The 12,501-nt window shown below is 68.9% G+C and carries 12 protein-coding genes and 2 tRNA genes; 8 read left to right on the top strand and 6 right to left on the bottom strand.

From position 1 onward, the window contains the following. Positions 1 to 17 precede the first annotated feature (17 nt). From AX669_RS08465 to AX669_RS08455, 3 genes are all read left to right on the top strand, one after another. Complete coding sequence (locus AX669_RS08465; RefSeq protein WP_006944284.1) at positions 18 to 266, top strand: acyl carrier protein; 249 nt, start codon at positions 18 to 20, stop codon at positions 264 to 266. Between the two features lie 89 nt (positions 267 to 355). Next, complete coding sequence (gene fabF / locus AX669_RS08460) at positions 356 to 1,609, top strand: beta-ketoacyl-ACP synthase II (RefSeq protein WP_006944307.1); 1,254 nt, start codon at positions 356 to 358, stop codon at positions 1,607 to 1,609. Further along, positions 1,606 to 3,024, top strand: a complete 1,419-nt coding sequence (locus AX669_RS08455; RefSeq protein WP_006944206.1) for an acyl-CoA carboxylase subunit beta — start codon at positions 1,606 to 1,608, stop codon at positions 3,022 to 3,024. Before fabF ends, AX669_RS08455 begins: the two co-directional genes overlap by 4 nt. Positions 3,025 to 3,098: 74 nt before the next feature. Here the strand turns inward: AX669_RS08455 and AX669_RS08450 are convergent, their stop codons facing one another. From AX669_RS08450 to AX669_RS08435, 4 genes are all read right to left on the bottom strand, one after another. Beyond that, positions 3,099 to 3,608, bottom strand: a complete 510-nt coding sequence (locus AX669_RS08450) for a DUF3145 domain-containing protein (RefSeq protein WP_006944212.1) — start codon at positions 3,606 to 3,608, stop codon at positions 3,099 to 3,101. Between the two features lie 218 nt (positions 3,609 to 3,826). Beyond that, positions 3,827 to 4,642, bottom strand: a complete 816-nt coding sequence (locus AX669_RS08445; RefSeq protein WP_051805963.1) for a potassium channel family protein — start codon at positions 4,640 to 4,642, stop codon at positions 3,827 to 3,829. A gap of 119 nt (positions 4,643 to 4,761) precedes the next feature. Then, positions 4,762 to 4,835: transfer RNA gene (locus tag AX669_RS08440), tRNA-Ile, on the bottom strand. A gap of 64 nt (positions 4,836 to 4,899) precedes the next feature. Next, positions 4,900 to 5,820, bottom strand: coding sequence for a MerR family transcriptional regulator (locus AX669_RS08435; RefSeq protein WP_006944166.1), 921 nt, complete (start codon positions 5,818 to 5,820; stop codon positions 4,900 to 4,902). Between the two features lie 142 nt (positions 5,821 to 5,962). On the opposite strand from AX669_RS08435, the gene AX669_RS08430 reads away from it, so the two are divergent. The 5 genes from AX669_RS08430 (at position 5,963) to AX669_RS08410 (ending at position 10,122) form a co-directional block, all read left to right on the top strand. After that, a complete protein-coding gene (locus AX669_RS08430; RefSeq protein ID WP_038568642.1) occupies positions 5,963 to 6,616 on the top strand; it encodes a hypothetical protein in 654 nt (217 codons plus the stop codon). 204 nt (positions 6,617 to 6,820) lie between these two features. After that, a complete protein-coding gene (locus tag AX669_RS08425) occupies positions 6,821 to 7,609 on the top strand; it encodes an amino acid ABC transporter ATP-binding protein (RefSeq protein ID WP_006944163.1) in 789 nt (262 codons plus the stop codon). 34 nt (positions 7,610 to 7,643) lie between these two features. Beyond that, positions 7,644 to 8,465, top strand: a complete 822-nt coding sequence (locus AX669_RS08420; RefSeq protein ID WP_038568644.1) for a glutamate ABC transporter substrate-binding protein — start codon at positions 7,644 to 7,646, stop codon at positions 8,463 to 8,465. Positions 8,466 to 8,530: 65 nt separating this feature from the next. Next, positions 8,531 to 9,211, top strand: coding sequence for an amino acid ABC transporter permease (locus tag AX669_RS08415; RefSeq protein WP_038568646.1), 681 nt, complete (start codon positions 8,531 to 8,533; stop codon positions 9,209 to 9,211). After that, a complete protein-coding gene (locus tag AX669_RS08410; protein ID WP_038568648.1) occupies positions 9,208 to 10,122 on the top strand; it encodes an amino acid ABC transporter permease in 915 nt (304 codons plus the stop codon). The genes AX669_RS08415 and AX669_RS08410 overlap by 4 nt, the downstream gene beginning before the upstream one ends. Before the next feature lie 147 nt (positions 10,123 to 10,269). Here AX669_RS08410 and AX669_RS08405 read toward each other — a convergent pair. Beyond that, positions 10,270 to 10,342 (bottom strand) — tRNA-Asn (locus AX669_RS08405). 108 nt (positions 10,343 to 10,450) lie between these two features. Next, entirely contained in the window at positions 10,451 to 12,436 is a 1,986-nt protein-coding gene (dnaG, locus tag AX669_RS08400; RefSeq protein WP_062257809.1) for a DNA primase, read from the bottom strand. Between the last annotated feature and the right edge of the window lie 65 nt (positions 12,437 to 12,501).

Below are 12,501 nucleotides of genomic sequence, written 5' to 3'. Positions count from 1 at the left end.
CGACAAGGAGAAACACCATGGCTGCTTCCGAGCAGGAGATCCTCGCCGGCCTCGCCGAGATCGTCAACGAGGAGACCGGCATCGACGCCGCCTCCGTGCAGAGCGACAAGTCGTTCACCGACGACCTCGACATCGACTCGCTGTCGATGATGACGATCGTCGTCAACGCCGAGGAGAAGTTCGGCGTCCGCATCCCCGACGAAGAGGTCAAGAACCTCGTCACCGTCGGCGACGCCGTCAGCTACATCAAGAACGCCCAGGCCTGAACGGCCCCCGTCGACGCGCCGCCCCGGCACCTCGCCCGCCCGGGCGGCGCGTCGCACCCCATTCTTTCGTGCCCCACCAAGGAGCCAGCATGACCCCGAACCGCGACGCCCGCATCGTCGTCACCGGCATCGGTGCGACGACCCCGCTCGGCGGCACCGCACCCGAGACGTGGGACGCCCTGCTCGCCGGTCGTTCCGGTGCTCGCGCGCTGCCCGCCGAATGGCTGGAGCAGTTCGAGCTGCCCGTGACGTTCGCCGCGTCCATCGCCCAGGACCCGGCCGAGGTGCTGACGAAGGTCGAGACGCGCCGCATGGACCGCAGCGCCCAGTACGCGCTCATCGCAGGGCGCGAGGCGTGGGCAGACGCGGGCAGCCCCGAGGTGGAGCCGGAGCGACTCGCAGTCGCGTTCGGCACCGGCATCGGCGGGGTGACGACGCTGCTCGACCAGTGGGATGTCATGCGCGAGAAGGGCCCGCGTCGCGTGTACCCGCTGACGGTGCCGATGCTCATGCCCAACACCTCTGCGGGCAACCTGTCGCTCGAGTTCGGTGCGCGCGCAGGCGCCCACACGACCGTCTCCGCGTGCGCCTCCGGCGCCGAGGCGATGGGTCTCGCGATCGACATCATCCGCTCGGGCCGCGCCGACGTCGTCATCGCCGGCGGCACCGAGGCGCCGATGCACCCGCTGCCGTTCGCCGGGTTCGCGGCGATGAAGGCCCTCTCGACGCGCAACGACGACCCGCAGGCCGCCTCCCGCCCGTACGACACTGGCCGTGACGGCTTCGTCATGGGCGAGGGTGCTGCGGTCGTCGTGCTCGAGTCCGAGGAGCACGCGAAGGCGCGCGGCACGCGGATCTACGCCGAGCTCGCGAGCATCGGCATGTCCGCCGACGCCCACCACATCACCGCGCCCGAACCCGAGGGTGCCGGTGCCAAGCGGGCGATGCGTCAGGCCGTCGATGCCGCCGGTCTGACGCCCGCCGACATCTGCCACATCAACGCCCACGCAACCTCGACGCCCGTCGGTGACGTCGCCGAGGCGAACGCGATCCGCGCCGCGTTCGGCGCCGACGCCGACCACATGGCGGTGGCCGCGACGAAGTCGATGACGGGTCACCTGCTCGGCGCTGCGGGCGCGCTGGAGGCCGTCATCACGGTGCTGTCGGTGCACCACCGCCTCGTTCCGGCGGCCATCAACATCGACGACCTCGACCCCGCCATCGACCTCGACGTCGTGCGCAGCGAGGCCCGCACGCTGCCCGAGGGCGACATCGCGGCCCTCAACAACTCGTTCGGCTTCGGCGGCCACAACGTCGCCCTCACGATTCGGAGCGCCTCATGAACGCCCTCACCGCCACCGCGCCGGCCGAGGCCGACGTCGACCCGCGCGACCCGTATCGCCGCCTCGAGAACTTCCTCGACGCCGGCAGCGTCGACGTCATCGCCGAGGTCGAGCGCTCCGGCTTCGTCTCCGCTCGCGGCACCGCCGACGGCACGCCCGTCGTCGTGTTCTGCTCCGACGCGCGGGTGCAGGGCGGCGCGATGGGTGTCGAGGGGTGCAAGGCGATCGTCGAGGCCTACGAGATCGCCCTCGCCGAGAACCTGCCCGTCATCGGGCTGTGGCACTCCGGCGGTGCGCGACTGGCCGAGGGCGTCGTCAGCCTGCATGCCGTCGGCGAGGTGTTCGCCATCATGACGCGGGCGTCGGGCAAGATCCCGCAGATCTCCGTGGTCATCGGCGCCGCCGCCGGTGGTGCCGCCTACGGGCCGGCGCTGACGGACGTGGTCATCATGGCCGATCAGGGCCGCATCTTCGTGACGGGCCCCGACGTCGTGCGCTCGGTGACGGGCGAGAACGTCGACGCCGCACGCCTCGGCGGGCCCGAACCGCACGGTCGACGCTCGGGCGTGGTCCACGTCGTCACGGCCACAGAGGATGAGGCCTTCGAGCGAGGCCGTCTGCTCGCCTCGCTCATGGCGAATCAGGGCGAGTTCGACCTCGGATCGCTCGAAGAGCGCGACCTCGGCGCCACGTTCCCCGAGAACCCGAAGCGCGCCTACGACGTGCACCCCCTCGTCGACGACCTGTTCGACGATGCGGGTGAGCAGGTCGAGCTGCACGCGAAGTGGGCGCCCAACATCGTCACCTCGCTCGGGCGCCTCGGCGGGCGCACCGTCGGCGTCATCGCGAACAACCCGATGCGTCTCGGCGGGTGCCTCGACTCCCCCGCCGCGGAGAAGACGTCCCGTTTCGTGCGCATGTGCGACGCGTTCGGCATCCCCCTCGTCGTGCTCGTCGACGTCCCCGGCTACCTGCCTGGCGTCGGTCAGGAGTGGGACGGCGTGGTGCGCCGCGGCGCGAAGCTGCTGCACGCGTTCGCCGAGGCGGTCGTGCCGCGCGTGACGCTCGTGACGCGCAAGACGTACGGCGGCGCGTACATCGCGATGAACAGCCGCTCCCTCGGCGCGACGCGCGTGTTCGCGTGGCCGAGCGCGGAGGTCGCCGTCATGGGTCACGTCGCTGCCGTGCGCATCCTGCACCGTCGCCGGCTCGCGGAGGTCGACGAGGCCGCGCGTCCCCGGGTCGAGGAGGAACTAGCCGCCGAGCATGCCGTGCTCGCGGGTGGACTGGAACGCGCCCAGGAGATCGGTGTCGTCGACGAGGTCGTCGAGCCGGCCGAGACGCGCGGAGCGCTCGCTTCGGCACTGGCCGCCGCACCCGCGCGTCGCGGGCAGCACGGCAACATCCCACTGTGATCTGACGCCCACCCGGCATGACGAAGGCCGCTTGCTCCCCCAGAGAGCAAGCGGCCTTCGACGTGTGTGGTGCGTCAGCCGACGCGGTGCAGCCAGCGCACGGGAGCGCCGTCGCCGGCGTAGCGGAAGGGCTCGAGCTCCTGGTCCCAGGCGGTGCCGAGCAGCTCGGCCATCTCGGCCCGGAACTCCTCAGGGTCGCCCTGGCTCGCGACGAGGGCGCTGCGCAGGCGGTCCTCGCTGACGACGGCGTCGCCGCTCGCCGACGTCCACGTGTGGTGGATGCCGAGGTTCGGGGTGTGCGACCAGCGTGAGCCGTCGTTGCCGGGTGAGGGTTCTTCGGTGACTTCGTAGCGCACGTGATCCCAGCCGCGCAGCGCGCTCGCGAGCTTTGCGCCGCTGCCTGGTTCGCCGCTCCAGCTGAACTCGCTGCGCACGAGGCCCGGCGCGACGGGCTGCTGCGTCCACTCGAGGTTGACGTCGGCGCCGAGGACGCTCTCGAGCGCCCACTCGATGTGAGGGCACAGCGCAGCGGGGGTGGAGTGCACGAAAACCACCCCGCGCGTCATGACGCGAGTCATCGACATCCGAACCTCCTGGTGTTCGCGAGGGACGTCTTCCCCAACGACCTCAGCCACACCCAGGAATCCGATGATGTGTGCCGCCATTCTGCACGATGGCGACGCTGCAGGCCAGCACCCGTGCGGCGTGGCGAAGAATCAACCTGTCACTCTGGCGCATGCGGTGCTCACCCCGTGGGAGCGACACGCCCGCGTGTCCTGGCGAGCTGTCTCGCAGTGCCCGCTCAGAGGATGTCGTCGCTCTCGGGCGCTGCGGCCCGGTGCGACGCCGTCCGGCCCCGTAGTTCCGCGACGTCGGCGCGCAGGGCTCGGATCTCATGGGTGAGTGCTTCGACCTCGTCGCGCATGCGGTCGTCGGCGGCGACCTCGCCGTCCTCCTCGCGGACGCGATCGAGGATCCATGACGCCACCGAACCCGTGACGACACTGAACAGCGCGATGCCGCTGAACATGAGGCAGGCGGCGACGACACGTCCGCTCGGTGTCACGGGGTGGTGCTCGCCGTAGCCGACCGTCGTGATCGTCGTCGTCGCCCACCACAGGGCGTCGCCGAAGGTGTGGATGTTGGCGCCCGGCGCCTTGCGTTCGGCGTCGAGGACGGCGAGTGCGCCGAGCAACAGCACCGTCAGCGTCGCGAACCCGAGGTAGGCGACGATGCGGCCGCGCAGGGTGCGTCCGAGGCGCTTGTCGAGCAGCCGCAGCAGGGCGATGAGCTGCATCGTGCGCAGCGGTTGCAGCGCGGGCAGGACGAGGACGAGCACGTCAAGCCCGGAGTGGCGCAGGAAGCCGCGACGGTCGCGGGAGAGGTGGAGGCGCGCGAAGTAGTCACCGACGAACGCGAGGTAGGTGATGACGTTGAGTGCATGGAACGTCAGGATGACATCGGTCGGCAGGCTCGGCCGGAGAATGGGTGCGGCATACGAGGCGATGAAGACGAGCGCCAGGATGCCGAGAGGGACGCGCGTCGTCTCCTGCCACTTCTCCCGCGCGCCTTCACCGGATGATGCCGGGCCGGTGCTCACCCACGGCGCGTTGCTCATGCGCCCATCGTAGCGAGGCGCGCCCTCGCGCACCGACGGCCGCCGACATACGCCCTGCGAGAAGGCGGCTCGCCTCGAGATGACGACGTCCTCGGCGTGACGGCGTGACGACGTCCGAGTAGGGCGGGCGGGGCTTGAACCCGCGACCCAGGGATTATGAGTCCCCTGCTCTGACCAGCTGAGCTACCGCCCCTCGCCCGCTCGTCGCGGGCCGCAAGAGAGTTTAACCCCCGTGACGTGGGGTTACCCACGTGGCGTCAGCCGACCAACTGTGCGGCGGCGTCCGAGTCGGATCGTCCGGTGCGCCCCGATTCGTCGATGAGTGCGGAAGCTGCGGCGACGACGTCCTGCGACATCGCCTCGACGCCGAGGTCGGCGCAGATGGTGTCGGTGGCGCCGCGCCCGCCGATGAGGAGGCGGTAGGAGCGCGCGAGGTCACGCAGCTCGTCGAGCGAGCGACGGAACGTCGTGTCACGCGTCGCAGCCATGACGACGAGATCGGGCTGCAGGATGGAGCACGCCTGCGCAAGATCAGCGACAGGCGTCTCCTGGCCGATGTAGCGAATGCGCCACCCCGAGCGCGCGAGAAGCACCCCGAGCACGAGCAGTGGAATGTCGTGCTGCTCCCCCGGCGGGCAGGCGAGGACGACGAGGGGCCCGTCACCGTCGGCCCACATGAGGCTGTAGCTGTCGAGGCGACGGCGGATGAGTTGCGTCGCGAAGTGCTCGTGCGCGACGGACACCTCACCCCGTTCCCAACGCCCGCCCAACTGCACGAGGAACGGCATGAGGCCGTCACGCAAGGCTTCCTCGAGCCGATGCGATGACAGCAGCCGATCCAGCGCGGCACTCAGGGCGAACTCGTCGAACCGGTCGACAGCGCGGTGCATCTCGTAGACGATGGCTGCGGCGTCGATACGTCGGCCGGCCGGGATCTGGGCGACGACGTTCGCGTTGACGCGGCGCGCGGCCTCCGCGATGGACACACCTTGCTCGCGTAGGCCCAGCACCGCAGAGACGCGACGGACGTCGAGTTCGCTGTAGACGCGGTAGCCGCCCGTCGTGCGCGACGGTTTGAGGATGCCGTAACGGCGCTCCCACGCGCGAAGGGTGTGAGTCGACACCCCGACGCGTTCGGCAAGTTCGCCGATCTGCAGCCCCTCGACATGCGTTGACATACGCAGAGATTAGCGACCTTGAGAACGTTAGACAAAGGTTTGTCGTCGCCTGTCACCCCGCCTTACGTTCAAAGGAACGCCGCACACAGCGAGTTCCCATTCGTCGGCGCCCGCCGCAGCTGCCGACCAGAAGGGGCCGACCATGAGCATGGCACTCGAGACCGACACATCTTTCAGTGACCTTGGCCTGAGCCTGCCCGCACTGGCCCGCCTCCGGCTGCACCAGACCTGGACGGCGCCGCTGCCTGTCAGCTCTACCCAGGCAGCTGAACTGTGGCTCGCCGACCTCGACCTGCCCGTACGCCTCTCCCGGTGGGCGCATGGCTTCCGCTCGTACGACCTCGGCGCGTTCACCGCGGATGAGTTCGCCGCGCGTAAGCGTGACGTTCTCACCGCCTGTGGCCGCACGGACGGTCGCGTCCTCATGCTCGCGCAGCCGGCCCGCGACGCCGTCGCGCCCCGTATCTACTGGGTCCTCGACGAGGACGACACCCCCGTCGCGCACATCGCCGAGATCGTCCACGACGGCGAGCGCCTCGGCATGTTCGTCACCGGCGCCGACGGCAGGCACGTCCAGGGGCGGCTCGTCATCGACGGCACCCCGACCGAGACGGTCGGGCAGCTGCGCGCCCACCTCGACGCTGACGGTGTGCGCGTCGGCCTCCAGCTCACGAGCGTCGACGGTTCCCCGGTGCTGACGATGTCGCTCACCGGTACGCTCGCGTCGGGTTCGTCGCGCGCCCTGATCCAGTCGGCGCAGCGCGCGGCAGCGTCACAACGCGTCCTCGCCGCCTGAGACACCCACAGATTCGCTTGCGACCCCGGCCACCAGGTGGAGCCGGGGTCGTGAGTCGTCAACAGCGTGAGACGAGCGCGGGTGCTGCGGGATCTGACGGGTCAGTAGATATCGACAACCTATCCACGCTCATGTGTAGCAATTAGGTCACGAATGAGCGCGGCGGCGCCGTAGCGGCCTGTGGGCGTGACTACGATCACTGCCATGACCGGAGCCACCACTGCCCCAGCGCACAGTGACATCACCGCCCAGCGAGGCGAACCCCTCGTCGTGCTCGACGGAGTGAACAAGCACTTCGGCGACCTGCACGTCCTCAAGGACATCGACCTGAGCGTCAATCGCGGTGAGGTCGTCGTCGTGCTCGGCCCCTCGGGATCCGGCAAGTCGACGCTGTGCCGCACGATCAACCGGCTCGAGACGATCGAGTCCGGAACGATCACGATCGACGGCAAGGCGCTGCCCGAGGAGGGCGCGGCGCTGGCGAAGCTGCGCGCCGACGTCGGCATGGTGTTCCAGTCGTTCAACCTGTTCGCCCACAAGACGATTCTCGACAATGTCACCCTCGGCCCCATCAAGGTCCGCAAGCAGAGCAAGGCCGACGCGGAGGCGAAGGCGATGGAGCTGCTCGAACGCGTCGGTGTCGCCCACCAGGCGAAGAAGTTCCCGGCCCAGCTCTCCGGCGGCCAGCAGCAACGCGTCGCCATCGCCCGCTCCCTCGCGATGGAACCGAAGGTGATGCTCTTCGACGAGCCGACGTCAGCGCTCGACCCCGAGATGATCAACGAGGTCCTCGACGTCATGGCGCAGCTCGCCGCCGACGGCATGACGATGATCTGCGTCACCCACGAGATGGGCTTCGCCCGCCGCGCCGCCGACCGCGTGATCTTCATGGCGGACGGCGCCATCCTCGAGCAGGCGGCCCCCGAACAGTTCTTCAGCAACCCGACGACCGATCGTGCCCGGGACTTCCTCGGCAAGATTCTCACCCACTGACGCAGGCCGTCAGCAAACCCAGGAGGAAACAGACATGAAGCGTGCCATCGCCACCGCAGGTGTCGCCGCCCTCGCCCTCGGCCTGACGGCCTGTGGCGGCAGCGACGACAAGAGCTCGTCCGGCTCGGGCGACAAGATCAAGATCGGCATCAAGTACGACCAGCCCGGCCTCGGACTCAAGGCCGGCTCGGACTACAAGGGCCTCGACGTCGACGTCGCCAAGTACGTCGCGAAGGAGATGGGCTACGGCGAGGACAAGATCGACTTCGTCGAGTCGCCCTCCAAGCAGCGTGAGAAGATGCTCGAGGCGGGCACCGTCAAGATGATCTTCGCCACGTACTCGATCACCGACAAGCGCAAGCAGCAGGTCTCCTTCGGCGGCCCCTACTTCGTCGCCGGCCAGTCGGTCCTGACGAAGGCGGACACCGACATCAAGAGCGTCAAGGACCTCGCGGGCAAGAAGGTCTGCTCCGTCACCGGCTCGACGTCGGTCGACAACCTGAAGAAGCAGCAGCCGAACCTCGTCCCCCAGCAGTACGACAAGTACTCCGAGTGCGCGGACGCGCTCGCCTCCGGCGCCATCGACGCGATGACGACGGACAACACGATCCTCGCCGGCTACGCCAACCAGGATGCCTACAAGGGCAAGTTCAAGCTCGTCGGCGATGCCTTCACCGAGGAGAAGTACGGCGTCGGCCTTAAGAAGGGCGACAAGGACACCTGCGAGAAGGTCAACAAGGCCATCACGAAGATGGTCGACTCCGGTGAGTGGAAGAAGGCCGTCGAGTCGAACCTCGGCGCCGACTTCCGCTACGACACGAAGCTCAACCCGCCGAAGCCGGCAGCCTGCTCCTGATCCACGCGCGGTGTCGGGCGCGGCACCCGCCGCGCCCGTCACCGTCACCCATTGAAAGGCCTTGCATGTCAACGCTTTTCAGCGATTATCATCTGCTCGACGCGTTGTGGATGACGATCAAGCTGACCCTCGTGGCCGCCGTGGGCTCCCTCGTCCTCGGCACGCTCGTCGCCGTCCTGCGCATGTCGCCGGTGCCGATGCTGCGCTTCCTCGGCACGTCCTACATCAACATCTTCCGCAACACTCCCCTGACGCTCATCATCCTGTCGTGCAACCTCGTGCTGTGGGCCAAGCTCGGCGTCGAGCTCGCGGACAGCAAGAGCCCCGACTTCTTCACGACGAACAACTTCCGCCTGGCGGTGCTCGGCCTGACGGTGTACCACGCCGCCTACGTCTGCGAGGCGCTGCGTTCCGGCGTCAACACGATCCCGCTCGGGCAGGCCGAGGCCGCGCGTTCGATCGGGCTCACGTTCAGCCAGTCACTGCGTGAGGTCATCCTGCCGCAGGCGTTCCGCGGCGCGATCGTCCCCCTCGGCAACGCGCTCATCGCGCTGACGAAGAACACCACGGTCGCCGTCGTCATCGGCGTCATGGAGATGGCCGCGATGCTGGCGAAGGTGACCGAGGACGACCCGGGCCTGCTCAACCAGGCGTTCTCCGCCTCGGCCCTCGCCTTCGTGGCACTGACCCTGCCGACGGGTCTGCTCGTCGGCTACCTCGGCAAGAAACTGGCGGTGAAGCGATGAGTAGCGGAGTTCTCTTCGACGCCCCGGGCCCGAAGGCCCGCCGGCGACACGCCGTCCTGACGGTGCTCGGCGCCCTCGTCCTTCTCGGCCTGCTGTGGCTCGTCTACCGCCGTCTCGACGACAAGGGCCAGCTCACCTCGGCCATGTGGAAGCCGTTCCTCGAGGCCTCGACGTGGCAGGACTACATCCTGCCGGGCCTGCTCGGCACGTTGAAGGCCGCCGGCACCGCCATGATCGGCGCCGCCGTCTTCGGCATCGTCTTCGCGATGGCCCGCATGTCGCATGTGCGGCCCCTGCGGTGGGTCGCCGGCGTCATCGTCGAGCTGGGCCGCGCCGTGCCCGTGTTGCTCATGATGCTGTTCGTCTACGGCTGGCTCTCGACCCGCGGTGACAACGACAACAACCCGTTCATCGCGACGGTCGTCGCCCTCGTCATCTACAACGGTGCGGTCGTCGCCGAGGTCATCCGCTCCGGCGTCGACCAGCTGCCGAACGGGCAGCGTGAGGGGGGTCTGTCCGTCGGTCTGACACAGACGCAGACCCTGCGCTCGATCCTGCTGCCGCAGGCGATCACCGCGATGATGCCGACGCTCATCAGCCAGCTCGTCGTCGTGCTCAAGGACACCGCGCTGGGGTACAACGTGCTCTACGGCGAGATGCTCTACAAGGCCAAGAACGCCGCGGTCTCGTCGGCGAACATCGTGCCGATGATCTTCGTCGTGGCGCTCATCTACATCGCGCTCAACTACACGATCTCGAAGATCGCCGTCCTCGTCGAGAAGCGCCTGCAGAACCGCGGGCAGGCAGCCGGCGCGGGCGAACACGGCGACGGGCCGGGCGCGGGCGTGACCGCCGGGGTCGCCGTCACCGGCGCCCCGGGCGTCAACTTCGGCGAGCAACACACGACCTGACGTTCGCGCACACGACGCGGGGGCCTCGACCATGATCGGTAGAGGCCCCCGCGTCGTGTTGCGTCAGGACGCGCTCAGCGGCACGAGCCGCCACAGCATGCGAGAACCGCCCCGTATCATGGTGATACGAGGCGGTTCTCGGTGATGCTCCCCCACTTGGACTCGAACCAAGAACCCTCCGATTAACAGTCGAATGCTCTGCCAATTGAGCTATAGGGGAATGCTCGACCCAGCGGTTCAGGCTCTCACCCGAACGTTTGGCGCGCCGTAACTATAGCAAAGGTTCGACGCGCGTTCACAATCGCAGCCTTGCGCTCGCCCGGGGCACCTATCTCAGACCGGCCTCGCGCAGCGCGTTGAGCTGCGTCTGCAACTGGAACAGGCGCGCACTCGCTGCACGGGAGGCGTCTGCGTAACCCGGCGCGTTCGGGTCGAGCCGGCGAAGCTGCCCCATGGCATCGGCGATCGCCGAGCTGAGCGCGCCCTCCTGCACGTTCTGGATGAGCGCCGCGACATAACGCTCATCCGGGCGGCCCGTCGCCTCGTCGAGTTTCGTCGGCAGGTCACGGACGACGAGCTCGTTGAGCACGTCATGCAGCTGCGGGTCGGTGCCGCGCCGCACGGCCTCGTTCCACGCCCCGATCGACGCCACGGAACCCGGTCCGCCGGCCACGATCGCCGCCGCCAGGATGAGCTGGTGCGCCGGCGCGCTGAAGTCCCCCGGTACGAGCTGATCGAACACGGTGCCCTTCAACGACTCCGGGTACTGCAGCATCACCTGCAACAGCTGCCGCTCCCCCGCGATCGACGGATCACGCGGGTTCGGCTTCGGGATGCTCGGACGCTGCGGCTCAGCGGCCTCCGACACGCTCTGGCCCTCGCGCTGCCCACCGCCGGGGCCCGACGATGGCTGCTGAGAACCCTGCCGCGATGCGGCCGGCGACTCCTCCCGCCGCGGCGGGCGTCGCTCGCTCAGCTTGCCGCGCGGCGCGGTGCGCACGGCTGCGCTGAGCTGCTCGATCTCGACTCCGATCCACCCGGCGACCGTGCGCACGTACTCGGGCCGCAGCGTCTGGTCACGGATGCCGGCGATGATGGGGGCCACCGCGCGCATGGCGGCGACGCGCCCCTCCGCGTGGTCGAGGTCGAACCCCGCGATCGTCGTGCGCACGGCGAACTCGAACATCGGCACCGCGTCTTCGATGAGACCGCGCACCGCCTCATCGCCCTGGCGCAGGCGCAGGTCGCACGGGTCCATCCCGTCCTTCGCGACGGCGACGAACGACTGGCTCGCCCAGCGCTGATCCTCGTCGAACGCCTTCATCGCCGCCTTCTGGCCGGCGGCGTCACCGTCGAACGTGAAGATGACGCGCGCGGGGGTGCCCCCGGCCTCGTCACGCATGATGCGACGCAACGACTTGATGTGATCCACGCCGAACGCCGTGCCACACGTCGCGACGGCATTGTCGACGCCCGCGAGGTGCGCGGCCATGACGTCGGTGTAGCCCTCGACGACGACAGCGCGTCGCTCGCGCGCGATCGTCTTCTTCGCGAGGTCCAACCCGTACAGGACGTGGGTCTTCTTGTAGACCGGCGTCTCGCTCGTGTTGAGGTACTTCGCCTCGATGCGGTCGTCTTCGAAGATGCGGCGCGCGCCGAAGCCGACGGTGTCGCCCGTGATGTCGCGGATCGGCCAGACGACGCGGCCACGGAACCGGTCGTAGAGGCCCCGCGACGACTGACCGACGAGCCCGGCAGTCGTCATCTCCTCGGGGCTGAAACCCTTGGCGCGCAGGTGCGCCGTCAGCGCGTCGCCGGTGCGTGGCGCGAAGCCGACGCCGAAGTGCTGCGCGGCCTTGCCGTCGAAACCCTTGGCGCGCAGGAAATCCCGCCCGGCGCGGGCAGACGGGTCGCGAAGCAGCGCCTCGGTGTAGAACTCCTCCGCCACGCGGTGCGCCTCGACGAGCCGCATGCGCCGCCCCGGCGGCTCACGGTCGGGCCGCTCGCCCTCCTCGTAACGCAGCACCATCCCGGCCTTCGCGGCGAGGCGCTCGACGGACTCGGTGAACGACAGGTGCTCGGTCTCCATGACGAACGAGATGACGTCACCCGACTGACCGCACCCGAAACAGTGATAGACACCGACGGCGGGACGCACGGTGAAGCTCGGCGTCTTCTCGTCGTGGAACGGGCACAACCCCTTGAGCGAACCGGCGCCCGCGCGCCGCAGCGTCACGTGCTCGGAGACGACGTCCTCGATGTTGACGCGATCCTTCACGGCAGCGATGTCCTCTGCCTTGATCAGCCCCGCCACGTCACTCCTTCCCACCTCACGCGATGCCCGGCCACGGCCGGCTCGGCACGCACCGTAAGTGTAGG

Source organism: Dermacoccus sp. CCH2-D9, assembly GCF_001556795.1.
GTDB classification, from domain to species: Bacteria; Actinomycetota; Actinomycetes; order Actinomycetales; family Dermatophilaceae; genus Dermacoccus; species Dermacoccus nishinomiyaensis.
The sequence above is the reverse complement of the archived record's forward strand: the minus strand, read 5'-3'. Positions and strand labels throughout refer to the sequence as shown.

Coding starts and splice junctions, on each gene's coding strand:
- AX669_RS08420 (WP_038568644.1), top strand. CDS start 7,644: ATGAAGCGTGCCATCGCCACCGCAGGTGTCGCCGCCCTCGCCCTCGGC.
- fabF (WP_006944307.1), top strand. CDS start 356: ATGACCCCGAACCGCGACGCCCGCATCGTCGTCACCGGCATCGGTGCG.
- AX669_RS08430 (WP_038568642.1), top strand. CDS start 5,963: ATGAGCATGGCACTCGAGACCGACACATCTTTCAGTGACCTTGGCCTG.
- AX669_RS08455 (WP_006944206.1), top strand. CDS start 1,606: ATGAACGCCCTCACCGCCACCGCGCCGGCCGAGGCCGACGTCGACCCG.
- AX669_RS08445 (WP_051805963.1), bottom strand. CDS start 4,642: ATGAGCAACGCGCCGTGGGTGAGCACCGGCCCGGCATCATCCGGTGAA.
- AX669_RS08465 (WP_006944284.1), top strand. CDS start 18: ATGGCTGCTTCCGAGCAGGAGATCCTCGCCGGCCTCGCCGAGATCGTC.
- AX669_RS08435 (WP_006944166.1), bottom strand. CDS start 5,820: ATGTCAACGCATGTCGAGGGGCTGCAGATCGGCGAACTTGCCGAACGC.
- AX669_RS08410 (WP_038568648.1), top strand. CDS start 9,208: ATGAGTAGCGGAGTTCTCTTCGACGCCCCGGGCCCGAAGGCCCGCCGG.
- AX669_RS08415 (WP_038568646.1), top strand. CDS start 8,531: ATGTCAACGCTTTTCAGCGATTATCATCTGCTCGACGCGTTGTGGATG.
- AX669_RS08425 (WP_006944163.1), top strand. CDS start 6,821: ATGACCGGAGCCACCACTGCCCCAGCGCACAGTGACATCACCGCCCAG.
- AX669_RS08450 (WP_006944212.1), bottom strand. CDS start 3,608: ATGTCGATGACTCGCGTCATGACGCGCGGGGTGGTTTTCGTGCACTCC.